The following is a 24,994-nucleotide window of genomic DNA, read 5'->3' as shown; positions in this document are numbered from 1 at the left end:
TATGAAACGGATTGCCATTTTAGCTTTTATCATACTGCTTGTCTTCGGCGCATGTAGCCGCAGGCCAAGACATGTACTGCCCGAAACTAAAATGGTAGATGTATTGATAGACATACAATTGGCACAGGCTATTTACACCAGGGATAATCAATTCAATAACGATCTGAAAAGAGACGCCCTAATAGAGGGGATTTTAAAAAAGCATAAAATAACACAAGCCGAACTGGATTCGTCACTTGTGTGGTATTCCGATAATATAGAATATTACGAAACCATCAGCGATTCTGTATCATCTAAACTGAAGGCCCGCAACAATCAGCTTTCGGCATTAATAAACACAGCTACAGGAAAAAACAGGCCTAATTCTTTTATACCAACCTACTTCAATCTGAATCAGTTTACGCCTGTTATGGCTTTTGATATAGACTCTTTTAAGATAAAGAATGTAGATGTACCTAAGTTCAGACTGAAATTCAATGTGCAAGGATTAAGCGATCTGCAACAGGTAGAAGCTGCTGTATTTTTCAGGTACAAAGACACTTTGATAAATGAAGTTATACCTGTTGAAAAAAACCAGCTCTATGTACTCGACAAGCCTCATTTGGCTGATAGCTTACTGAAGAGCATATCAGGATATGTCCGGCTCAGGAACAAAGTAAAAGGTGTGCCATTGAATGTTGCATTATATAATATCAGCTATCTCGATTCTCTTGCGGTTTCTGCAAAAACCGATTCTCTGTCATTGCACGAACTTCCTGCACACCCGACATCAGTCAACAGACCTGCTAATACAGCTCCTGCCGTTGAGGAAGCTGAGGTCGAAGCCGAAGCTGTTTCTGTCGAAAAGAATAAAGACTGATGAAACGCTTCTATTCTCACTACTCATTTATATATCCGGATATTTATCTAAAAAATCAGGTTGTGGAAATAGATGATAATCGTAGAATTATTAATATTTTTCCTTATGAAAAGGAGATAGAAAAAACCCAATTTTATTCAGGTCTATTAGTATTCCTTCCGGACGGAGTAGAACCAACCGGTAGCTTTTTTAAAGTTGAGAACAACAATTTTTCTTCAACTATAAACACATCCAATCCTTCTTCACAAACCACCTATCAGGTTTACCACGAAGATATCGGAAAAATAATGCTTTAAAAGCACTTATCTGAAAATATCAAGTATTTTTTGAAATCTTGATTCTTTCGGATAATTTTTATGGATATAAGACGTATGCTTCGATGTGATTCTATGCAAATTATGATTTCGCATAAATGCGTCTACCCGTTTCTCGAAAAGCTCACCTCCATACTTAGGATATCTTTCCGACACGGGATTAGTTTCATTGTATATAGGTTTCTTAAAATCTTCGGTACGGATTAAGTAGCATTGGTCAGAAAAGCCGAATCCTATAAAATTCTCATCGGTTTCGGCAAACGATTCAGTTTTTGCACCTTCAAAATCCTTGCCCCATGTAGGATTTCCTACAAAATATTCTTTATGTTCATCCATCAGGGACATTGTTTTCTTCACCCATTCATAACTGTCTTTTACGATACAAGCATCACTCGAAAAATGTAAAAGATAATCGGTTTCACACAAAAAAATGCTGACCAACTCTGCTATAGAATAATAATATCCGCCCCTGAAATTGTTCTTATCTATATTGAAAAAATTCAAAGCTCTCTCTGCATGTTCATCAACAATAATATATCTGTCGATAATACCTTTTTCTATTTTTTTTTGAGCTATCTTTTCAACCTTGGATATATCATCAACATTATTAATATATAATATCTTCTTATCGAATTTGTAACTACAATTTTCAATCATTGTTTCCAGATAACCCCTGCAAAGGATATATCTCCAGTCCTTTTCCCAACATTTAGTTTCGAAAGTGATAGTCATTTTTTTCTTCTGAATAATGATTTCCACTTGTTTTTCTTTCTCCCGGCTTTTTCTTCCTGTATTATCCTCACTTTTTCTATCAGAGTGGGAATATCTTTGGCTTCGATACATTCCAATTTTTGCCAATCGAAACCGTTCAGCGGGTGAAAATTAGTGATATACTTATATGTATGTTTATCTATTGCTTTCCACAACCGGAAGTAAGACTCTATATCAAAATCATTACTATGACCCCAATTACTAAGTTTCTGACGAAGTTCATCTTCTGATCGTCCCCAGCTTTGATGAATGACCTTGAATTCCGAATTTATTTCTTTTTTCGCATTAAACGAAAGCCTTGCATTGTCGTACGATACGAAATTCGTTGCTACGGGAAACTTTTCCCCATTATCTATAATAAACGCATTCTCCGTGTCCAGCTTAAATATTGTGACCCACCGGGCAAAGACAGAAGTTGCGACAATCATATCCAGACTTTTCAGATAATCGGTAAATTTCTTGAAATCTAAGAAATATTCATCAGAATCAACCTGTATATGCCATCCTCCCTCGCCCATGAACCGGCCAAGCATGTTTCGTTCCCTCGTGTCATTTTCCATGACGGTCAGGTCGGGGTCAAAAAAGGAGTCTTCATATATTCTTATCTTGTTGTCTTTGTCATATTCTTTCAGCCATTCGAAAAAAGAATCGGCTATTTCATAATTTGTTCCTTTCCATGTCATCCGGTCTTTGTCTATGGCGACAGCTATAATATCAGCATACTCGTAAACAGTAGGTAACGAGTTTTTCATGTACTCGTAGTCATAAGATACTAAGTAGCCTACTTTGATTTCTGAATTTCTCATCTCCGCGATTTTCTTTTCTTATGATTTACAAAGATATGTAAATCTCCTGCTTTATCCTTTTTTGCGGGGAAGTATATTTCATTTAAATGTATATCTTTGTAGTCTTATTTTAAAAAGAGGCTATGAAGCGTATTTTGTATTTTATGCCCAAACTGGAACTAAAGAACAACGCAGGGAATGTAACAAGGGTAATTTCTCTTCTAAGGTATTTCAAAAATCGTGGATTTTATGTTGATTACTTCGGGATAAAAAATTGGGTAAATGAGACCTGGACAGATGATATGCCTGACCGCATAACAGATGCCGGATTTGCCGACCGGGTTTTATGGGCCGATCTGAAGCCCCCGAAAACAAATCCTATAAAACGCTTCTTTACATATAAAATACCTGAATTTATCTTGCGCCGTTATTATGGTGCATCATCCATATTCCGTCCATTCTGCACCTTTTATCTGCGTAAATCTTTTGAAAAAGTATTGGCAGAGAATGAATACGATTACATTATAATCAATTACATATTGTGGACCAACCTGATAAGATACAGCAAGCATCTGAAGAATGCAAAAGTGATGGTCGATACCCACGATTTTCTGACGGTACATGTAGCTAAAGACAAGAAAAGAGGGAAAAAAGTAGGAGACTATTTTCAGACAGAAATGGAAAGCCTGTCGTGCTTTGATGAAGTGTGGGCAGTATCGACCGATGAAATGTATGTTTTCTCCCAGTTCGTAAAGAATGCGAAGGTACGTCTGGTACCTAATATGCCTCTTTTTGTAATGAATAAGGGAGAGTATGACACGAAAAATAAAGAATACGATATAGTATATGTTGCCAGTGACAACCAATGGAACCGTATGTCAGTCAAATGGTTTTTGTCGGAAGTGTACCCTTTGCTGCCCGGGCATCTCAAGATATGCATCGTAGGGAAAATAAATGTTGTCATAGAAGAAGAATACCCCAATGTGGAGAAAATACCTTTTGCCGCAGATCTTGGCGATGTGTATGCAAAATCGCGTATATCAATCTGCCCGATGCTCGAAGGCACAGGCATCAAGCTGAAAGTATTAGAAGCCTTCTCTTTCGGACTACCTGTGGTTTGCACCCAACGGGGATTGGATGGGCTACCCAATAAACTGAATAACGGATGCCTGTTAGGCAATACACCCCCAGAGTTCGCCGATAATATAATCCGGTTACTGACGGACGAGCAACTGTATAATGAACAAAGCAAACAAGGGTACCATCTCTTTGATATATACTTCAATCCCGAAGTTCGTTACAAACAACTGGATGAAATTTTTGATGTGAAATAGTTCTGATTATGAAGAAAACCTGTCTTGTAATTTTCCCTGTTTATAAGCCTTTGGATCAGGATGAACAAATGTCTGTCAGACAGGCTGTAGTTATGACACAGGGCTTCGACTGCTGTTTTATTGCTCCACAGTCTTTTATTATGGATGATAGTTACCGCGAGTTTGATTCTGTAAGGGTTGAACGTTTCGATGACCGGTATTTTGCTGGCCTTCAAGGTTACAACAGGCTGATGCTTGATCAATCTTTTTACAAGCGTTTCGTAGATTACCAATATATCCTTATTCATCAGACAGATGCATATATATTTAAGCCCGAACTGGAATATTGGTGTAGCAAAGACTATGATTATATAGGTGCACCCTGGTACGTGCCTCGAAAACTACCAAAATATAACCTGTATAAATTCGTTTTTAATTGGGGACGACTTTTTTTCGGATACGAAAAGCTATTACATTGGCGATATAATAACAATGCCGGAAATGGCGGTTTATCGTTACGGAAGGTAGAGTCTTTTATCAATGTCCTGGAAAAGGTGAATAAAAAACTGCTGAATCTCTATCTGGAGAACGAAAGTCATTTTTTCCATGAAGACATATTCTGGTCATTAGAAGCTCAACGGATAAAGGACGGATTTATGATCCCTGAATGGAAGGTAGCTTTGGCTTTCTCGATAGAGAGTATCCCTCAGGAGTCATACGAGATACTTAGCAGGACATTGCCGTTCGGATGTCACGCATATAAGAATACCGATCCTGAATTCTGGAAACAGTTTATACCTTTTCATCATGCAGATAAATTGAAATAGGATGAAATTACTGATACTTACACCATACCTTCCTTATCCTGTAAACTCGGGCGGAAACCAAGGTGTTTTCGGTTTGATAGACAGGCTTCGCCGATATGTGGATATATCTATGCTAATCCCTGTAAGCGACCGGGATAAAAGTAACCTGGAAGAATTACAAAAGATATGGACTGATATAACTTTCTATCCCTATAATAAAGATGAAGTTGAAAGGAGAAAATCAGACGGAAAAAGTTTTTCTTATAAATGGATGACAAAATTAAAGTCTTCATTAGAAAGAAAAATTAACAGGAAAAGCTCCTTGCAGGAAAACGACCTGGTAAGAAAGCATTTTATACTGACATCTAAAACCCCGGCCTTTTACTTACCGGATGACGAAGATTATGTGAATTTTGTATATGAAACGATAAAATCCAATAAATTCGACCTGATCCAGGTTGATTTCTTTGAACTATTAAACATAGTGAATATTCTACCCTCAACTATAAAAAAGGTATTTATTCATCACGAATTAAGATATGTGAGAGCAGAGCGCGAGTTCAGCCTTTTGGCAGAAAGGAGGCCTACTGACAGTTATCTACTCAACTATTCAAGAAATTATGAGATCGGCTGTCTGAACGCATACAATGCTGTCGTTACAGTGACCGACACAGATAACGAAAAACTGCGAGGCCAGCTAAAGAATGATGTGTTTATAGCGACATCGCCTGCTATTATGGAAATCAAAGATGGAAATTACGACAAGGATTTCAGGTTCAATAATAAATTAGTCTTTCTTGGTGGAAGCGATCATTTTCCTAATCACGACGGAGTAGACTGGTTTTTAAATAATTGCTGGAATAAAATCCGAAAGGAGAATCCCGGTCTGGAGTTTCATGTGATCGGCCAATGGCGTTCAAGCCTTGTTAAGAATTACCAGTCAAAGTTCGCAAATGTCGTATTCCGAGGATTTGTAGAAGATTTATCAACCGAACTGAATAATACTATAATGATAGTACCACTACGTATAGGTAGTGGTGTCAGAATAAAAATCCTCGATGCTTTAAGTGCCGGAGTTCCTATTGTAACATCCTCGATTGGCGGAGAAGGGCTGAATCTGGTCAATGGAAAAGACTGCCTGATAGCAGATGATAGTGACGATTTCATAAAGGCTGTCCTTTCGGCTACCAAAGACAATAATCTTTGTCTGCAATTAATTGCCGGGGCACAGCAAAAACTGAATAACAGGCCTGATCCTGAAGCTCTGGCTAAGATCAGATTTGACATATATAATCAAATATTGACACACGAATAACAAATGACAGATATAGATACAGTTCGGATGTCAACACCTTTGGTCAGCGTTATTGTTCCCAATTATAACCATAACCATTTTTTGGCTCAGAGGTTGGATTCTATTTTAAACCAGACTTTCCAGGATTTTGAGCTGATAATCCTCGATGACTGTTCCACAGACAATAGCAGGGACATTATAGAAAAGTACCGCACATCGGAAAAGGTTTCCCATGTTATTTATAATGAAAAAAATTCGGGATCTCCTTTTTTGCAATGGCAGAAAGGTTTATCATTAGCACGGGGAGAATATATCTGGATTGCAGAAAGTGATGACTATTCAGATCTTATTTTTCTTGAGAAAATGATTTTTTTACTGAAAAATAATTTGTCATGCAACATTTCATACTGTTGTTCGCATCTAATAGATGAAAACGGGAATATTCTGCCTATCGACTGGGACAGGAACAAACAAGAACGATATGCGGTGAACGTGTTTGACGGAAAGCAATTTCTCAAAGCACGCATGCTATTCGACAATAGTATTTACAATGCCGGAATGGCAGTATTCAGGAAATCGGCGTATAAGAATATTGGAAATGAATTTACTAAATATACATTTTGCGGTGACTGGTATTTTTGGAATAAAATTTGTATACAAGGTACAGTAATACGTTATTGTGACAAATTAAACTATTTCAGACAGCATTCAGATAAGGTTACACCAAGAGCAGATTCGGAGGGGATAAAATTTATTGAAGGGAAATACGTTTTTAAAGATGTAATGGATATGCTGAGTTTTTCGAAGTTACAGAATGATATTGCTGTAGGTAAGTTCACAAAACGGATCAAAAATTTCAAATTATTTAAAAATGAAAATATTAGAGAAAAGGTTTTGGATGATGTTTGTAATTACCTGAAAGCCTCATATTGGAATATATTTATTTACGAATTAGATAAGTTTTTTAATTTTTCATCACTAAATTTGAGGAAAAACAAATATATATGAATCCTGACAGGCCTAAAATATCGCTTCTGATCTCAACATACAACTGGCCCGAAGCCCTGGAACTCGTACTCCTAAGCGTGTCCAGACAAACGGTTATGCCTGATGAGGTGATTATAGCAGATGACGGATCAAAACAACCTACAACCGATCTTATAAACAGTATGAGACCAAAAATTTCGTGCCCTGTTGTACATATCTGGCACGAAGACACTGGATTTAAGCTGGCTCAAATAAGAAATAAAGCGATTGTAAAGGCAAAAGGCAATTATATTATACAGATCGACGGGGATGTTATCCTAGAACGGCACTTTATCCGTGATCATATTCGCCTGATGAAAAAAGGATGCTTTGTGTCGGGCAGCAGGATCAATATGAGAGAAGAACTCAGCAAAAATATATTTTCTAAGAAACAAATACACATACCGTTATACACCAAAGGTTTGAAAAACAAGCTGAATGGTTTCCGTTGCTGTCTGCTCTCAAAACATTACAGGTTCAGGTATAAAAAGAACAGGCCTTATTATGTGAAAGGTTGCAACATGGCTTTCTGGAAAAAAGACCTGATAGCTGTAAACGGTTATAACGAAGGCATGACCGGATGGGGCCGCGAAGACAGTGAAATTGCCGCCCGTCTTATATTTTCGGGTATCAGGCGTCAGTTCCTTAAATGCGGAGGTGTGCAATATCATCTTTACCATCCATTCAGTAGTCGTGAACGGGAAAATATAAACATCAGCATATTCGAAAATACGATAGCGACTAAAAAAACCTTTACGGAAGACGGGCTGGATAAATATTTGAATAAGGACTAATCTTCAGGGAACAGGATCATAACCATGACCACCCCATGGATGACAACGCAGTATCCGTTTTGTCGCCAGCCACAGCCCTTTAAACGGGCCATGTTTTTTTATGGCCTGTATGGCATATTCCGAGCACGTAGGCGTATATCTGCATGATGGCGGAAGCATAGGTGAGATGCTATACTTATAGAAGTAGACAGGTAATAAGAGAATCCACGACAGCACTTTTTTCATTTTCCGTCATCCTCCTTATCTTTCAATTTTTCATTTAAAACAAAAGCAGCTTTTTGTATCGCTTTTTCAATTTCTGCATAATCCGGCAATTCGCCCTTCAAATATAAAAAAGCAATATCCATCCGCCTTTCATTTTGTCGAAGCACCTCTGAATATTTAGATTTATTCAGTCGGTATGCCTCCTTTATCAATCGCTTCACCCTGTTGCGTTTTACAGCACGTTTAAACTTCTTTTTGGAAACGCTAACCAGTATTTTAGCAAATCTTTTTCCCTCATCAGGCTCGTTTTCCAGATAAAAGACCACCCGCAAAGGGTATGCCACAAAAGAAACTCCTGATGCAAAAAGCCTGTCGATAGATTTGGTACTACACAACCGTTCCTCTTTGCAAAAGCTCCTGTTTATATTTTCTGTTTTCATTACCGGCATAACTACCAGCAAAGATATATCAATATATCCGGTTCTACTATTTCATTTATTTATTTTTAGACAAATAGCTTTTTTCATTGTAGAAAGCAGTAATATATATTAGAGTTTATATTCAATAAAAGAGTAAGATGCATGTTTTTAGGCGTTTTAGTTGCCACGACTTAAAAGTCGTGGATAATGATACAGATAGAAAACGACTTTAGTCAAAACATTTTGGCTAAAGCCATTATCCGATTAGACCATTATCCTCCAGCTAAAGCAGGAGGCTATTAAATCACAGGGAATAAACCATATATAACCTTATTGAATTAAACTCTATTTACTATACAAAAGATAAAGATTGAAATATTTTTCTTACTTATTTCATTAGGTAGTGTCACAAAAAAAACACTAATTTTATGCACTCGAACTTTAAGTCGGCATGGAAATACTATTAATAGAAAGTAACAGTCATATAAGCGAATATATAATCGAAGGATTAAAGGAAAATGGGTTGCCGGCTGTTTTAGCCAAGACGCCATCTGATGTTAAACTCCTACTGACTACAAAAGTTTGGGACGTCATCGTTTTGAATATGGCATTTCCCGAAATAGGAAGTCTTGCCGCCATTCAATACATTCAATACAAAGAAGCTGCATCTCCTATTTTGACTATAACAGAGAGTGATGATCCGGAGAGAAGGATAAAAGCTCTTGATGATGGTGCCGACGATTGTTTATCTATTCCATTCTATTTCAGAGAGTTTGTAGCACGCCTCAAGGTAATGGCCCGCAAATCCCAGAAAAATAATGAAAGATCTGATCTATTGGAGTGTGGCAATATCAGGCTCTACCCCGAAGAACATAAAGTAATGCGTGATGGCGAAGAAATCAGGTTGACAATGCAAGAATTCAAATTGCTGAAACTTTTGATGGAGAACCGTAACAAAGTTCTGAGCAGAGCTTTTATCCTGGATAAAGTATGGGGCATTCATTATGATACCAACACGAATGTAGTAGATGTATATATTTCCTATCTGCGGACTAAAATAGAAGTAAAAGGGCAGACTAAGCTGATTGAAACAATTAAAGGCTTTGGCTATACGATTTATTCGGGAGAATAATTCTCGTCTTTTCATACCCTCCTGACATTCAGAGAGAACAACTAGCAAAATTCTTTTTATATAAAGAATTTTACTGAAAGTTGTAACTTTTTTAGACAAAGGTTCGTCATATGATTAAATATGATTGTGAATGATTAAATAATTGATATTATGAACCTGAAAATAACTTCTCTCATTATACTTGCTTTTGCTCTGATATTCGCACCGATATCTGTCGCCCAGGTTAAAGTATCTGGCAAAATAATAGATACAGACACCAAGGAAATTGTAGAATTCGCAAATATAGCGTTACTGAATCAGGACTCCACCTTTGTAGCAGGAGCCTCATCCGATACAAAAGGGCTTTTTGCCTTTAACTGCATTCCTAATGGTAATTACATATTATCGGCGACATTTGTCGGCTATGGGAAAAAATATATGCCTGTAGATTGTACAGCCAAAGATGCCGAACTGGGAAATATAGGGCTTAGTCCTTCGGATATAGCTTTACAGGATGTAACAGTAACAGCCAATTCTGTTATACAAAAGCCAGACCGAAAAGTCATTATACCTTCCGATGCACAAATAAAAGCATCGAACAGCGGAGTAACACTCTTGCGTAACCTACAACTATCGCGTGTAGTAGTAAACCCTATAAATAATACAATAACCGTACCCAGTGGAGAAGCTGTACAGCTCCGTATTAATGGTGTGGAAGTAACCATGCAGGAAGTAGTTGCCTTACAACCGCAGGACATAATTCGCATAGAATACCACGATGAACCGGGTATGCGTTATGGGAACGCCCTTGCTGTAATAGATTATATCACACACAGGAAAGAATCGGGAGGAAGCCTGTCGGCTAATCTTGGAAACGTTTTCTTTGACAGGATGGACTGGGGTGAAAATTTCGTTTCGGCTAAGGTAAATCACAAAAAATCGGAATTCGGGATAAACGCCTACTGGTCTCGCAGGGGAATAAAATGGACCCGGGAAAATAAAGAAACATTCAATATGCCGGATAAAACCCTCGAACGGGTGGAAGATGGGCAACCTACAAGGTTCGAAAACGACCGGCTCAATCTGGCCTTAAATTACAGTTTGCAAGAAACAGATAAATATATGTTCAACGCAGTACTCCGGTACAATTATGAAGATACACCAAAAGAATTCAGCGACAGGACCAGTATGATTCACGCTTCCGATAGCGACGATCCTTTACAAATCTCAGACCATTCTACATGGAGAGGGAAAACCCCATCGCTGGATTTGTATTACCAGCGTAATCTGAAAAACGACCAGTTGCTGATATTCAACATCGTTGGAACATATATAGATTCCCGCTCAACCCGCCTGTATCAGGAAATTAATGAAGAAAACGACCTATCCATCTATTCATCGGTTCTTGGGGACAAATACTCGTTAATCGCCGAAGGTATTTACGAAAAATCATTCAAAAGCGGAAAATTATCTGCCGGGCTGAAACATACTCAAAGTTATACAAAGAATAAATACGAAGGGGATGTGGCCACAGACATAGGACTCAATTTCGCAGAAACATACGCCTTCGTGGAATATCAGTTGCGAAAAAATAAGTTTAACTATACATTCGGTCTGGGTGCCATGCGCTCATATAACAGCCAGGGGGGCAACAGTAATGAAAAATACATATTCAGACCGACACTGAAAGCCTCATACAATATCAACGACAATGCTTACATCCGTTACAATGGTTATATGTCAGGCTATTCCCCGTCATTATCCGATCTGAACAACGTTCAACAGGATATAGATGCATTGCAGGTACGCCGGGGAAATCCGGACCTTAATACAGTATGGTTCCTGTCGAATACAATAAATGCAGGATTTAATAAGGGTATGTTTGGTGCAGAATTCTATGCAAGGTACTCTTATGACCACAAACCGGTAATGGAGCAAATCACTTTTGATAGTAATATAAATAAATTTATCCGCACAAATGTGAATCATAAAGCTTTCCATCGTATCAATGCTGAACTTGCTTTAAAGTTCAAACCATTGAAAGACCATATAACTTTGACTGTCGCACCCGGTCTTAACCGTTATATAAGCGAAGGAAACGACTATACACATACATATAATAACTGGCGTGTAAGAGCTTCGCTGAATGCAAACTATAAGAACTGGATGTTCAATGCCGAATGGCATCCACGCTGGAACTGGTACTGGGGCGAAACACTTAACCTGGGCGAAGAGATACACGTAATCTCTGCCGGATACAATGCGCAAAAGTGGAGCTTATCATTGGTTATGTTCAATCCGTTTACAGATAATTATACACAAGGCAGCCGCAATCAGTCGAAGCTTGTGCCTAATATATCCGATGTATATACAAACAATCTGAGACAGGTATTAATGGTTAATTTCACACTAAACCTGAATTTCGGACGTCAATATAAAGCTGGCAATAAACGGTTGAATAACGATGATTCCGATGCGGGAATAATGAAAGGTTCTAAATAGTTTTTATTTAATCAACACACATGATTAAATCTTATGGATTGTGCCCCTTCTCCGACGTGATGCCGGGGAAGGGTTATTATAGTCAACCCAGCATATCCAACAACTGTACCATGCCTAAATTAGACGCCCTTATAATATTGGATTCCCTGTATCTGCCCAATTGGTATTTTTGTGCCACACATTTATCTTTATATCTTGTACATATCCAGACTGTGCCCACAGGTTTTTCTTCTGTCCCACCGGCGGGGCCTGCTATTCCTGTAGTTGCTATGGAGCAATCCACATTCAAAATACGTTGTGCCCCCTGAGCCATTTCTATTGCTACAGCTTCACTCACCGCACCAAATTTATCAAGGGATTCTTTTGCGACATGCAGGATATTTATTTTTTCCTCATTAGCATACGATACTACCGAACCTTTAAAATAATTGGACGATCCGGGAATAGATGTTATCATATGAGCTATATTCCCGCCTGTACAACTTTCAGCCGTACCGAGAGTCAATCCTTTTTCGAATAAACGTTGTCCTAATAATTTTTCTGCAGGGAGATCTTTCTCGGCGAGAATAGCTTCCCCCAATAAGCCCTGCAACTTCTTTACATGTTCATCCAGTTCGTCCAAGCGGTGTTCTCCTCTTACAAACAAACGAAGCTTGACCAGTCCCGGAGAAGGGAGATAAGCCAACCCGAAACCTTCAGGCAAATTATTTTCAAAATCTTCCAGATGCATAGCTAATGCCGATTCGGTATAACCCCGCACAATGAATACACGTTTCAGGTACGCTTCCGGATCGAATTTTGCCTGTAACCGTGGTAATATCTCGTTTTCCATCACATATCTCATCTCGTAGGGCACACCGGGCATAGACACCAGCACTTTTCCGTTATAATCAAACCAGGTGATAGGAGCCGTGCCTACCTTGTTTTGTATAACCACACAATCTTTGGGCACATATGCCTGATTACGGGTAAGCTCGTTTAATGAAGTAAAGCTGGATATCACATTCTTTATATTCTCAAGAACGGAATCATCGAAAGCAAGTTCAGTCCCGAAATATTCGCAAAGGGTTTTCTTTGTTATATCGTCTTTTGTCGGGCCCAATCCACCTGTCATCAGAATGACATCTACCCTACCCGACAAACAGTCTATCGTATCTTTTATCTGTTTTGCATTGTCTCCTATCGATTGAGTTTCAGTTACTTCAAATCCTGCTAATGTAAGCTTGTGAGCCATCCAGGCAGAATTAGTATCAACAATCTGCCCGATAAGTATTTCATCGCCGATTGTCACTATTGCTGTTTTCATTATTTAGTTTGTTTTGTATTATTAAATGGAACAGCAAAGGTATAAATTTGTTTATGGAAAAAATAAGAAGTGAATTCGATTTGTAGACACGGATTAGATTTTTTAAATTTGATCTTCGATAGGAACGGTAAAATTGGTGAAACTTTAGTTAAATTGTTAAACCTATTTCAGGTCTGTTTGTTCCATAAATAGAATCACTAGGAATCTAAAATCTAAATAATACAATATGAAACAGTATGTTATTTTGTTTGCACTTGCCGCAGGTTGCATCCTATACGGATGTAACTCATACAACTACGATCTGGAGAAAATGGGTGAAGCCGTTCAAAGCCACTTAAAATACAAGGATATAGACAACGGCACCAAGACAACCATCAATTATCTGAAAGCTATATCGTACGAAGAAATCCCGGAACCGGACAGGAAACAACCTGATGAATACTATCTGTGTAAAGTATATGTTAAAGGCACATGGGCATACGACAACAGTTACAGGATATTTAACTTAGACGACACGCTGAATTGCTATTTCAGCAAAAGTAAAACCTTTCTGAGAATGGATAAAACAATAACAGAATAATCAAAAAACGTATATAAAATGGAAGAACAAGTAAAGGTAGAGATCGATCCGATAACAGCGACAGTTTCACGATGGATGCAGGAACTACTTACAAACATGGGAGTTCCCGAACACTGGATAGAATATACCAAACTACTGATATTGATTGCATTGGTAGTAGTGACGGTAGTTGTGCTTCAGAAAGTAACAAAAAAGGTACTTACATTTATTCTTGAGAAGATATATAAGGGCACTAACCTCTCGTTTTTTAAATATGCCGTTACCAATAAACTGCCTAAGTATCTGGCGCTGGTAGTTCCCTACTCTTTCGTCAGGGGCTCTATACCAGTGGTACTGCACGACTTTCAGGGATTGATATCCCCGTTGATAAAACTAACCGACATCTATATGGTCTTTATGGTAATATGGACTATAATGTCTTTGATAAAGTCTTTTGCCAACGTACTGGAAGAAAAACCGGCCTTCCACAACAAACCGATGAAAAGCTATATACAGGTCATTTATATTATCTTCTTCATATTCGGGGCGGTAGTCATCTATTCCATCCTTACAGGTAAGTCGGCGACTGCATTCTTTGCGGCTATGGGTGCAGCCTCGGCTATCATGATGCTGGTCTTTCAGGATACGATAAAAGGCTTTGTGGGAAGCATACAAGTATCAGCTAACAATATGGTGCAGATAGGTGACTGGATCACGATGCCAAAGTACGGAGCCGACGGTGACGTGATGGAAATAAACCTGACCACAGTGAAAATCCGCAACTTTGACAAAACAATAACTACTGTACCCACTTATTCGCTGATATCCGATTCGTTCCAGAACTGGCGAGGAATGAAAGAATCGGGTGGACGAAGATTTAAACGGTCTTTGAATATCAAGCATGATACTATCCGCTTCCTTACAAAGGACGAACTTGAAAAATTTAAACAGGTAGACGGGCTGAAAGATTATATAGTGAATAAAGAAAAAGAATATGCGGAGTTGAATAAAACAACAAATCCCGATATTCCGTTGAACGTTCACCAGATAACCAACAACGACCTGTTCCTTCAATATGGAATATATTACCTGCGCAATCATCCCAAAATAGATAAAACCCTGACACTGCTGGTTCGCCAGTTAGCACCTACTTCGCAAGGCCTGCCTATCGAACTGTATACATTTACCAATACAATTGTCTGGGCAGAATATGAAGTGATCCTTTCAGAGATAGTGAATCACTTCATTAGTGTGATTCCTTACTTCGGACTGAAAATTTACGAAGAATCCTCGGGTAGCGATACATACGACGTATTTATGCGCGATGTAACTCCAAAGCTGGAAAACAAGGCATAAGCAGACACATCCTGATCCGTTAAACAAGCAGGGCTATTCACAATTGAGTAGTCCTGCTTGTTTATATTTCCTCAGTCGTATCCTTACTTATATACAGAGTCTGGGTAGGGAACGCAAATTCTATTCCGGCAGCATTAAAAGCTTTTAGTATTTCCATATTTACATTGGACGTTACTTTGGCAATATCACCTCTTTTCTGGATAAAATAAATAAAAGTGATAACAAGCGCCGAATCCAGAAAATCAGTGAAATTCGCCGTCAGGTCTTTCGATGTTATATATTCAACCTTATCAGGTATAGCACGTAAAATATTCATCGCCTCCTCCATTTTTTCAGGAGTCGTAACATAAGTCAGCCCCAGTTTCAAAACTACACGTCTCATCGGTTCGGCTGTAATGTTTATAATAGACGCATCGGCAACTTTATAGTTAGGAAGGGTTATCAGTCTTTTATCGTAATTTCTTATCTTGGTACTGCGTATACCCACATCTACAATAGTTCCTTCCAACTGATCTATTCTTACGGTATCACCAATACTGAACGGCTTGTCTGTGAAAATAGTAAAGGCTCCGAATATGTTCTTTATAGTATCCTGCGCCGCCAGGGCAAAAGCAATACCACCAATACCCAAAGTTCCCAGCAGGGCTGTTATATTTACACCTACATTACTCAACGCCATAACGATACCGATACACCACACAATAACAAGAATGCTACGCTTAACCACCGGCATCATCCGCGAAGTATGTTTGCGTGTACGTACCGAATCGTCCGAATTATTTGCCCAGTATACTTCAATAAGGCTGTTTATCAGACGGGTAAAGAACCATGTGACATTCAGTACGACGAGTATCCTGTACGAAGTACTGATACCTTTATTAAAACTTTCGGAAAAATCCAGCCGATAAAAAGCGATCCATATTCCGGCCAGCATAATGGCAAATAAGACAGGTGATTCTATAGCCTTGTAGATAATATCGTCGAGGCGATTGACTGTTTTTTCAGTAATTCTCTTTACTACTTTTTTATTGAACAGGGAAACAAGCTTAGCTATCAGCATTGTCCCAATAATAATGAGGACGGAAATTCCCCAGTTTTCCAATGTATTTCCCAGCATTTCGTTATCAAACATATATGTACGATTTAGAGTCTGTTTAAATTTTATAGCTTTCAATCAGAACGTTTTGTTCACAAAAATAACAAATGAAAAGAGTCTCTCCTGAAAAATCAATAAATAAATGCCAATCAGTAGTTAAAAAAATATCAACAACGCGCAACATTCGCCATTGGCTATTGGCTCTACTTCTATAACAAATCGAAAATAGCAAATTGCAAGTTCCGAATGTTAAAACTTTACAAACTTTACATATTTTTCAATTTTCACAACACTCATTTCTTTCATATTGACACCATTTTTCTTATTATTCTATCAATATATCATTATCTCAAAGATCGTTTTTTAGCCTTTAGCTGTTAGCTTATAGCCATTAGCCTTTTGAGCAAAACCTGACACGCCTGACACGTTTTCTCGCAAAGATGCTAAGTATAATCAATGTTCTTTTGAGCCTTATATTCATAACTTATAATTTATGCCAATCAGTAGTTATATTTAATAGTTCAATTTCACTAACGCGCCTGCCGGCTTGTTTTCTCAACTTTTGTCTTGATACAAAAGTTACAAAAAATCAAGGCTGCAGTCCTCACAGACCCACCATCTGCTCAGCGGCTAAACCAAATAAACTCGCCTGCGGCTCAGACAGAATTTGGTTTCACGCCGCTTTCGCAGGGTGGGTACCCCTGCTGCGGACATGATGCCCGAATCGCAATGCGACGACAGGGGTTACCCTGCCTTGTCCGGCGGATGCCCGGTGGCATTCGTCCGTAGAGAGGGGCACCCGTCAGGTGAGAGGGGCGTGAAATGGAAAGCGTCCGCAGGACAATCTTTCCATTTAGCCCGTGAGCCTGTAACGGGTCGCACGCAGGATGAGCCACCAAAGCATTTTTGCATCCTTTTTTTGCTTAGGAAAAAAGGATGGTAAGCAATCTTCGATTGTGCGCAGTAGAAAATAGAACGATTATTTTTTACAATCATAATAATTCAACTACTGATTGCCATATTTTATTAATTCACAGTGTACTTTGTGGTAAAGAATACGGTTTAACCACTAAGAACACAAAGTTTTACACGAAGTTCACAAGAGAAATTTATAACAGACTGATATTTAAACATTCTATATCGAACTCACGTTAATTTATTACTCTTTTTCTACATTGATAAAGTTTCCGAAATAAAATACATATCATCCCAATTCTCAAACAAGACCTCAGGCTCAGAAAATAGAAATAAGTTATATATATTTCTGTTTTATAGATTATTAAAATATTGTTAATAATAAAAAACAAACTCCGTTACAATCGTTTCACTTATAAATATTATCTTTACAAATTCGTAGAAAAGTACTTTTTCGTGAACGGAAAAGATTACCGGGGGGTAACATTTGGTTTATTTGTACATGCTGTTACTTCATGAATAAACGTTCGCCCCCACCCGAGGCAGAAGAAAGAAAAACAATATATATAATGATTTACAAATGGAATTACGAAGACCTAACAACCCGGCAAAAAGAGCAGAGAGATGAGCTCGCTAAGAAATTAGGCATTAGTCCTGTTCTTTGCCAGCTCTTGATTCAGAGAGGAATAACAACTGAAGACGAAGCTTCCAGGTTTTTTCACCCTAACTTGAAAGATCTTCATGACCCTTTCCTGTTGCCCGATATGGGTAAAGCAGTCAAGAGAATAGAAAAGGCGTTGGGACAAAAACAGCGTATACTTGTATACGGTGATTATGATGTGGACGGCACTACAGCCGTTGCACTGGTATATAAATTTCTCCGGAAATTTACAACAAACCTCGATTATTACATCCCCGACCGTTACGACGAAGGATATGGCATATCGGAACAAGGGATCGATTATGCCGAAGAAACAGGTGTTAAACTGATCATTGCCCTCGACTGTGGAATCAAAGCCATAGAGAAAGTGGCTTATGCCAAAGAAAAAGGTATCGACTTTATTATCGGCGATCATCATATGCCCGATGAAGTACTGCCCGATGCTGTAGCTGTTATAGATGCAAAACGCGTTGATTCGACCTACCCTTACGAACATCTTTCCGGTTGCGGTGTAGGGTTCAAACTGGTACAGGCCTTGGCTATCAGCAACAGGATAGACTTTTCCGAATTATCTGATCTACTCGATCTTGTGGCCGTTAGCGTGGCATCCGATATCGTTCCCATTACAGGCGAAAACAGAGTGATGACTTACTATGGTCTGAAACAGATAAATTCAAATCCCAGTCTGGGACTAAAAGGGATTATCGAAATTTGCGGGCTTACATATAAAAATATAACAGTAAACGATATCATCTTCAAAATAGGCCCCCGTATCAATGCGTCCGGAAGGATGATGAAAGGGAAAGAAGCTGTAGATCTGTTACTGGCAGGCACAATAGAAGATGCCCGTGAAAAGAGTACAAATATAGACCATTACAACGATGACCGCCGCGAACTGGATAAACGTATAACCGAAGAGGCCATCCAGTTTATAGATGAGACTGTCGACATGAAAAAATTAAAAAGTATTGTCGTCTATAATGAGAACTGGCACAAAGGTGTTATCGGCATTGTGGCTTCACGCCTGACCGAAAAATACCTTCGTCCGGCTGTTGTGCTTACTAAATCGCACGGCCTTATCACAGGTTCGGCACGCTCGGTAATGGGATTCGATGTATACAAAGCCATAGAATCCAGTAAAGATATCCTGGAAAATTTTGGAGGACATACCTATGCGGCCGGATTATCGCTTAAAGAAGAAAATCTGTTGGAATTTAAACGCCGGTTCGAGGAACTCTCTTTTGAAATGATGGCACCCGAAATGATGCGCCCACAGATAAATGTGGATGCAGAATTGACTTTTAAAGAGATCAACAATAAATTTATCGAAGACCTTGCGGGCTTCGCCCCTTTTGGCCCCGAGAATCTGAACCCGATATTCGTTACATGTGGGGTGATGGACTATGGAACGAGCAAACTGGTAGGAAAAGATAATGTGCACCTGAAACTGGAAATGATAGATAAAACGACATCTATTCCGGTCAACGGTATCGCCTTTCGACAGAGCGACAGTTACGAACGGGTAAAGAGTGGTGAACCTTTCGACATCTGCTATACACTGGAAGAAAATACCCATAATGGAAAGACCAACATACAACTATATGTAAAAGATATAGATACAGGCCAACTTTGTTAAACGTTGACCAGCAGTCAAGAAGTTAAGCATAAAACTTCATAATTCTACTTAACTACTTTGACTGCTAATGAGTGAAACAAATGATGACTCCTTTGAATACTAATTCATATAAATAAAAACATTATGAAAAAATCACTGTTATTATTTAGTACAATAGTTATGTTTTCATTTCTGGCATGTGGCGGAAAAGCTAAGCAGACGGAAGAGAACAAAAAAGTGACAGATAGTTTGAGTATGCAACAGGAATATATAAAAGCCGATATATACGAAACAAACGCAGGCACGCTAAAGGTTACACTTGTAGGGCATGGCTCTTTGATGTTCGAGTATGGAGGAAAAATTATTCATGTAGACCCATATTCGCAGGTAGCAGATTATTCGAAACTACCAAAAGCCGATTTGATACTTCTTACACACGAACATGGCGATCACCTCGACACAGCAGCAATCAATGCAATAAAGAAAGCTGACACTCACTACATTGTATCAAAAGTATGTAATGAGATACTTGGATACGGAGAAGTGATGAACAACGGCGGCCATTCTCATTGGGGAGCGTTGCATATTGATGCTTTTCCGGCATACAATATTGTAAATAAGAAGCCCGACGGCGAAGCCTATCACCCAAAAGGACGTGGCAATGCTTACATAATAACATTCGGAGACAAAAGAGTATATGTAGCCGCCGACACGGAAAATATACCGGAAATGGAATCTTTGAAAGGACAGATAGATATTGCCTTTATGCCTAAAAACCTGCCTTATACAATGACCGATGAAATGTTTATTGATGCTGTGAAGAAGGTGGAACCAAAAGTGGTTTATCCTTATCACATGTCAGAGTTTGATCAGGGAAAAATAGGGAAAGCATTGGAAAGCGTGAATACGAAGATTGAAGTGCGTCCGATGAAAAATAATTAGCAAATTTGATAATTAGCAAATTCGGAAATATAATTATCTCAATTTTCACATTTGCTAATATGCTAATTGACAAATGGATATCTATCACAAAATACTCAAACAGTACTGGGGCTATGACAACTTTCGCCCCTTGCAGGAAGATATTATCCATTCGGTGAGTGCAGGAAAAGATACGCTCGGTCTTATGCCCACAGGCGGGGGTAAGTCTCTGACTTTCCAAGTGCCAACTATGGCTATGGAAGGGTTGTGTATCGTAGTCACTCCGCTTATAGCCCTGATGAAGGACCAGGTAGATAACCTGCGCGACAGGAATATAAAAGCACTTGCCGTATATTCGGGAATGACCCGGCAGGAGATTATCACCACACTCGAAAACGCCATATTCGGTGATTTTAAATTCCTCTATGTTTCGCCCGAGCGACTTGCTACACAGCTCTTTCTCAGTAAACTCAAGGACATGAATGTTTGCTTGCTGGTGGTAGATGAAGCGCATTGTATTTCGCAATGGGGCTACGATTTCCGTCCGTCTTATCTGAGAATAGCAGAAATACGGCAGCATGTACCGAATGTGCCTGTTTTGGCACTTACGGCTACGGCAACGCCCGATGTAATAAACGATATTCAAAGCCAGTTGCATTTTGAAAAGAAAAATGTATTTCAAAAGACTTTCGAGAGGAAGAATCTGGCATATATAGTCCGCAATGTGGAGGGAAAACAGGAAGAGCTGGTAAAACTGCTACAAAAGACAAAAGGCTCCACACTTATCTATGTACGCAGCCGTCAAAAGACAAAAGAAATTTCAGATATCCTCGTACAAAACGGATTTTCATCTGATTTCTACCATGCAGGCATGAGCAGTACCGACAAAACCCGCAAGCAAAACAAATGGAAAAATAATGAAACCCGTATAATCGTCTGTACCAATGCTTTTGGTATGGGTATCGACAAACCCGATGTCCGTTTGGTAGTACATACCGACCTGCCTAATTCCATTGAGGAATATTTTCAGGAAGCAGGCAGGGCCGGACGTGATGGAGAAAAAGCTTATGCTGTTATCCTGTACGAAAAAAATGACAGCGCCAAGCTTAAAAAGCGTGTACGGGACGAATTTCCCGCCCGCGAATTTATCTCCCATGTCTATGATTCGCTGGCATATTTTTTTCAGGTAGCCGAGGGTTTTGGAATAGGAATGGTATATGATTTCAGTATCAAGCAGTTTTGCACAGCATATAAATTACCCTTATTACCGGCTCACAACGCGCTGAAAATCCTCGATCTGGCAGGATATATTGAATATACCGAAGAGATTGACAACCGATCGCGCCTGATGTTTACAGTTTATCGTGACGAGCTCTATCACTACGATTTCGACAAGCAATACGAATTGCTGATAAATACCACCTTACGGCTTTATACCGGATTATTTACTAATTATGCGACTATTGATGAGTCTGAGATCGCCTTACGGATGGAAACTACGCGGGAACATGTCTACGAAATGTTCAAGACATTGACAAAACGGAATGTCCTCGACTATATTCCACATAAGAAAACACCTCTGATCGCTTACATTCAGCCCCGCATAGAATCGAAATACCTGACTATTCCACGCATTGTGAACGAAGACCGGAAAGACCGCTTCGAAAAACGCATACAAGCAATGAATCACTATGCGGAACAAGCGGAAATCTGCCGCAGCCGAATCCTGTTATCCTATTTCGGAGAAAAAGACACGAAAGATTGCGGACAATGCGACATTTGCCTTTCGGCGAAAGATAAGGACTTGTCTGGCAACAGATACAACGAAATAGCAGTTGCTATAAAAGAACTGCTATCCGAAGAGAAAACCATTGCTTTTATTGTGGAATCTTTAAGTAATTATGCTCAAAAAGATATAATCGAAGTTATCCGGTTCATGGCTGATAGGAGAGAAATTTTTCTTAAAGCAGATAAAATTGAGCTTAGTAATAAAAATTAAAGCTTCTGATATACCACCAGAAGCCTTAACTAATTCACGAGAATATGCACTTGATCAGAACCTATATCCTACACCTAAACTTATAGTCTGCGTATCCATGCTCGATGTTTTATTTTTGGAGCGAAGATCATAGCCCAGTTGATAACCTGCATTTATCATTAGTCCGTTTTTAAATTCATATCCGGCAATTACTCCACCACCCATATACCAATGGCTCAATTCCACTTTGTTTGCACCTTCATCCCAGTCGTCCAATCCTTCTTTTCTCGAATCGGCACTGAATCCATAACCGATGTGTGGCCCGATACCTAAGAATATTTTACCCGTTCCTGCTTGAAACTGCCCCAAGGCGTATATCGGGATTTCCACAGAAGCATATTTGAATTTAACTTTCTCATTGTCGCTCCACGCTTTCTTCTCTGCATAATTTACCAATAATTCAGGTTGTAAAGCAAAGTGTTTACTAAATTCTATTCTTGAGAAACCGCCTATTGAGGCCCCGGCCTTAAAAGAATCATTACTCTGAAGATTTGTAAGTTTCACGTTGGTTAGATTGCCATTTAGCTTTATACCAAAAGAAGTAGTTGTTTGTGCATTGATACTTAAAATAAATGCTCCGCAAATTGCCATGATAGTTGTAACAGTAATCTTTTTCATAATTTTGTTGTTTTAGTTATTGATTAATATTATTTTTTGTTTCTGATACAAATATAGAGGCATATGTAAAGCTGTTTTGGATTTGTAGACTAACAGTGCGTATTTGTAGACGAAAGCCGGAGTTTTGTATACTTTAAGATATTTTATCCCGTTTCTGACCGAATTTATTTGTGGGGCGTTATATAAGGTTTTGTTGACATGTAAAAACAAATAAACTCTTTTTTGCTAGTTGAATTCACAAATATATTATCTTTGCAATATTATCATTCATAACAAAATATGGACATTGTCTTATCAGTATTAGTTACTTTTTTATTCGTATTTTTTAATGGTTTTTTTGTTGCGGCGGAATTCGCTATTGTAAAAGTAAGATCTTCTCAACTCGAATTAAAGGCTCAGGCCGGGAGCCGTGTGGCTACTCTCTCTAAACATATTGTCACTCACCTGGACGCCTACCTGGCTGCAACTCAGTTTGGTATTACAATTTCCAGCCTTGCATTGGGGTGGATCGGTGAGCCTGTGGTGTCGAAACTGATTATTGGATTCTTTGACCTTATTGGTGTGAGCTTTGAGTCGTTCACGATATTAGGATTAACTATCACAATTAAAGCAATAAGCATAGCAATTGCATTCCTTTTGATTACCACATTACATATAGTATTAGGTGAATTAGCTCCAAAATCGCTGGCGATTCAGCGTTCGGAGCAAACGACACTGGCGATAGCCTATCCATTACATGCTTTCTATTGGATTTGCCGTCCGTTTATTTTTGTATTGAACGGCGTGGCTAATTTTGTAATCAAATCTGCAGGGCTGCATGTGGTATCCGAACAGGAAGTATATACGAGCGATGAACTGCGCTATCTGGTCGATCAGGCCAAGGAAAGCGGGAAGGTGGATGAGACTGAATTTGATATTATACAGAATGCATTCGACTTTTCGGAACGCACTGCCCGGCAGGTAATGGTTCCACGCACACAAGTAGTAGCCATCGATGCAAATGACTATGACGAGAAAACCCTTGAATTTGTTATCGAAGAGGGCTATTCCCGTATTCCCTGCTACGAAGACAGCATCGATAATGTCATAGGGGTTGTCCATTTAAAAGACATACTGAAAAAGATGCGTATCAGCGGTACTGTGGATATCCGTTCCATTGTACGCCCTGTTTTCTTTACACCCGAAACAAAACGCATCGGTCAGTTATTAAAAGAATTTCAGGTGAAGCACCAGCAAATAGCAGTTGTACTGAACGAATATGGAGGAGTAGAAGGTGTTATCACAATGGAAGACATCCTCGAAGAACTTGTCGGTGAAATTCAGGATGAATACGATAACGAAATACCTTTTGTAGAGCAGACCGGAGAAAATACGTATTCGGTGATAGCCACCTCGGCGATTTCTGACATCAATGATGAACTACCTCACCCTATAGATAAAGATAAGCAATACGACAGCCTTGCAGGTTACCTCATAGACAAATTCGGACGGATACCAAATGTTCATGATAAACTGGAAGCTGAAGGCTATCTGTTCACCGTTGTAAATAAAAATAAAACATCGATAGTAGTTGTCCAGATGAAAGATCTGATAAAAAGGGAAGATGATGAAGATGCTGACCAGGCGCGTACTACCCAGATATAAGTTAATTTGAACCAACGGTCAGCGGAATACAGTGTAAACTAAAATTTGAGAATAAAAAGCTGAAAGC

At 39.0% G+C, this 24,994-nt stretch carries 23 protein-coding genes; 16 read left to right on the top strand and 7 right to left on the bottom strand.

The features are described 5' to 3' along the window. Position 1: 1 nt before the first annotated feature. Positions 2–859 (top strand): DUF4296 domain-containing protein, encoded by an 858-nt coding sequence (locus GGR21_RS08720; protein WP_183306813.1) that lies wholly within the window; start codon positions 2–4, stop codon positions 857–859. Beyond that, entirely contained in the window at positions 859–1,155 is a 297-nt protein-coding gene (locus GGR21_RS08715) for a hypothetical protein (RefSeq protein WP_183306812.1), read from the top strand. The genes GGR21_RS08720 and GGR21_RS08715 overlap by 1 nt, the downstream gene beginning before the upstream one ends. 6 nt (positions 1,156–1,161) lie before the next feature. On the opposite strand, the gene GGR21_RS08710 is transcribed toward GGR21_RS08715, so the two are convergent. Together GGR21_RS08710 and GGR21_RS08705 are read right to left on the bottom strand one after the other, a co-directional pair. Beyond that, positions 1,162–1,932 (bottom strand): hypothetical protein, encoded by a 771-nt coding sequence (locus GGR21_RS08710; protein ID WP_317169870.1) that lies wholly within the window; start codon positions 1,930–1,932, stop codon positions 1,162–1,164. Next, complete coding sequence (locus GGR21_RS08705; RefSeq protein WP_183306811.1) at positions 1,902–2,750, bottom strand: hypothetical protein; 849 nt, start codon at positions 2,748–2,750, stop codon at positions 1,902–1,904. The genes GGR21_RS08710 and GGR21_RS08705 overlap by 31 nt, the downstream gene beginning before the upstream one ends. A 122-nt stretch (positions 2,751–2,872) precedes the next feature. Here GGR21_RS08705 and GGR21_RS08700 point away from each other — a divergent pair, with 122 nt between their 5' ends. Genes GGR21_RS08700 through GGR21_RS08680 form a run of 5 tightly spaced genes read left to right on the top strand, consistent with a single transcriptional unit; the run spans position 2,873 to position 7,962 of the window. Continuing rightward, positions 2,873–4,063: a glycosyltransferase family 4 protein gene (locus GGR21_RS08700; RefSeq protein ID WP_183306810.1), complete on the top strand. Its 1,191-nt coding sequence runs from the start codon at positions 2,873–2,875 to the stop codon at positions 4,061–4,063. Positions 4,064–4,071: 8 nt separating this feature from the next. After that, the gene (locus GGR21_RS08695; protein ID WP_183306809.1) at positions 4,072–4,869 is read left to right on the top strand and encodes a DUF5672 family protein; all 798 of its coding nucleotides are present in this window, start codon (positions 4,072–4,074) and stop codon (positions 4,867–4,869) included. 1 nt (position 4,870) lies between these two features. After that, positions 4,871–6,163, top strand: coding sequence for a glycosyltransferase (locus GGR21_RS08690; RefSeq protein WP_183306808.1), 1,293 nt, complete (start codon positions 4,871–4,873; stop codon positions 6,161–6,163). A gap of 3 nt (positions 6,164–6,166) precedes the next feature. After that, positions 6,167–7,150 carry a glycosyltransferase family 2 protein gene (locus GGR21_RS08685; RefSeq protein ID WP_183306807.1) on the top strand — a complete coding sequence of 328 codons (984 nt, stop codon included), beginning with the start codon at positions 6,167–6,169 and terminating at the stop codon, positions 7,148–7,150. Continuing rightward, positions 7,147–7,962, top strand: a complete 816-nt coding sequence (locus GGR21_RS08680) for a glycosyltransferase family 2 protein (RefSeq protein ID WP_183306806.1) — start codon at positions 7,147–7,149, stop codon at positions 7,960–7,962. Before GGR21_RS08685 ends, GGR21_RS08680 begins: the two co-directional genes overlap by 4 nt. A 3-nt stretch (positions 7,963–7,965) precedes the next feature. On the opposite strand, the gene yidD is transcribed toward GGR21_RS08680, so the two are convergent. Further along, complete coding sequence (yidD, locus tag GGR21_RS08675; protein WP_183306805.1) at positions 7,966–8,187, bottom strand: membrane protein insertion efficiency factor YidD; 222 nt, start codon at positions 8,185–8,187, stop codon at positions 7,966–7,968. Then, positions 8,184–8,606 (bottom strand): ribonuclease P protein component, encoded by a 423-nt coding sequence (rnpA, locus tag GGR21_RS08670; RefSeq protein ID WP_183306804.1) that lies wholly within the window; start codon positions 8,604–8,606, stop codon positions 8,184–8,186. Before rnpA ends, yidD begins: the two co-directional genes overlap by 4 nt. 430 nt (positions 8,607–9,036) lie before the next feature. On the opposite strand from rnpA, the gene GGR21_RS08665 reads away from it, so the two are divergent. Next, a complete protein-coding gene (locus GGR21_RS08665; protein ID WP_183306803.1) occupies positions 9,037–9,717 on the top strand; it encodes a response regulator transcription factor in 681 nt (226 codons plus the stop codon). 150 nt (positions 9,718–9,867) lie between these two features. Next, the gene (locus tag GGR21_RS08660) at positions 9,868–12,198 is read left to right on the top strand and encodes a TonB-dependent receptor (protein WP_246348038.1); all 2,331 of its coding nucleotides are present in this window, start codon (positions 9,868–9,870) and stop codon (positions 12,196–12,198) included. A gap of 82 nt (positions 12,199–12,280) precedes the next feature. Here GGR21_RS08660 and GGR21_RS08655 read toward each other — a convergent pair whose 3' ends face one another. Next, positions 12,281–13,504, bottom strand: coding sequence for a CinA family nicotinamide mononucleotide deamidase-related protein (locus tag GGR21_RS08655; RefSeq protein WP_183306802.1), 1,224 nt, complete (start codon positions 13,502–13,504; stop codon positions 12,281–12,283). Between the two features lie 226 nt (positions 13,505–13,730). On the opposite strand from GGR21_RS08655, the gene GGR21_RS08650 reads away from it, so the two are divergent. After that, positions 13,731–14,084 (top strand): hypothetical protein, encoded by a 354-nt coding sequence (locus GGR21_RS08650; RefSeq protein ID WP_183306801.1) that lies wholly within the window; start codon positions 13,731–13,733, stop codon positions 14,082–14,084. Positions 14,085–14,102: 18 nt separating this feature from the next. Then, positions 14,103–15,419 carry a mechanosensitive ion channel family protein gene (locus tag GGR21_RS08645; RefSeq protein ID WP_183306800.1) on the top strand — a complete coding sequence of 439 codons (1,317 nt, stop codon included), beginning with the start codon at positions 14,103–14,105 and terminating at the stop codon, positions 15,417–15,419. Positions 15,420–15,480: 61 nt separating this feature from the next. Here the strand turns inward: GGR21_RS08645 and GGR21_RS08640 are convergent, their stop codons facing one another. After that, positions 15,481–16,551: a mechanosensitive ion channel family protein gene (locus GGR21_RS08640; RefSeq protein ID WP_183306799.1), complete on the bottom strand. Its 1,071-nt coding sequence runs from the start codon at positions 16,549–16,551 to the stop codon at positions 15,481–15,483. Between the two features lie 631 nt (positions 16,552–17,182). Here GGR21_RS08640 and GGR21_RS08635 point away from each other — a divergent pair. The 4 genes from GGR21_RS08635 to GGR21_RS08620 all read left to right on the top strand — a co-directional run bounded on the left by GGR21_RS08635 (position 17,183) and on the right by GGR21_RS08620 (position 22,626). Then, on the top strand, positions 17,183–17,458 hold the full coding sequence (locus tag GGR21_RS08635) for a hypothetical protein (RefSeq protein WP_183306798.1): 276 nt from the start codon (positions 17,183–17,185) through the stop codon (positions 17,456–17,458). A 541-nt stretch (positions 17,459–17,999) separates the two neighbouring features. Further along, positions 18,000–19,727 (top strand): single-stranded-DNA-specific exonuclease RecJ, encoded by a 1,728-nt coding sequence (gene recJ / locus GGR21_RS08630; RefSeq protein WP_183306900.1) that lies wholly within the window; start codon positions 18,000–18,002, stop codon positions 19,725–19,727. A 123-nt stretch (positions 19,728–19,850) separates the two neighbouring features. Further along, positions 19,851–20,648, top strand: a complete 798-nt coding sequence (locus tag GGR21_RS08625; protein ID WP_183306797.1) for an MBL fold metallo-hydrolase — start codon at positions 19,851–19,853, stop codon at positions 20,646–20,648. Positions 20,649–20,721: 73 nt separating this feature from the next. Beyond that, positions 20,722–22,626: a RecQ family ATP-dependent DNA helicase gene (locus GGR21_RS08620; RefSeq protein ID WP_183306796.1), complete on the top strand. Its 1,905-nt coding sequence runs from the start codon at positions 20,722–20,724 to the stop codon at positions 22,624–22,626. Between the two features lie 54 nt (positions 22,627–22,680). On the opposite strand, the gene GGR21_RS08615 is transcribed toward GGR21_RS08620, so the two are convergent. Next, complete coding sequence (locus tag GGR21_RS08615; protein ID WP_183306795.1) at positions 22,681–23,283, bottom strand: porin family protein; 603 nt, start codon at positions 23,281–23,283, stop codon at positions 22,681–22,683. 279 nt (positions 23,284–23,562) lie between these two features. Between GGR21_RS08615 and GGR21_RS08610 the strand changes: the two genes are divergently transcribed. Then, positions 23,563–24,927, top strand: a complete 1,365-nt coding sequence (locus GGR21_RS08610; protein ID WP_183306794.1) for a hemolysin family protein — start codon at positions 23,563–23,565, stop codon at positions 24,925–24,927. Positions 24,928–24,994 lie beyond the last annotated feature (67 nt).

The organism is Dysgonomonas hofstadii (genome assembly GCF_014196915.1).
GTDB lineage: Bacteria > Bacteroidota > Bacteroidia > Bacteroidales > Dysgonomonadaceae > Dysgonomonas > Dysgonomonas hofstadii.
Note: the sequence above shows the minus strand (reverse complement) of the source record. Positions and strands in the feature narration are given on the sequence as shown.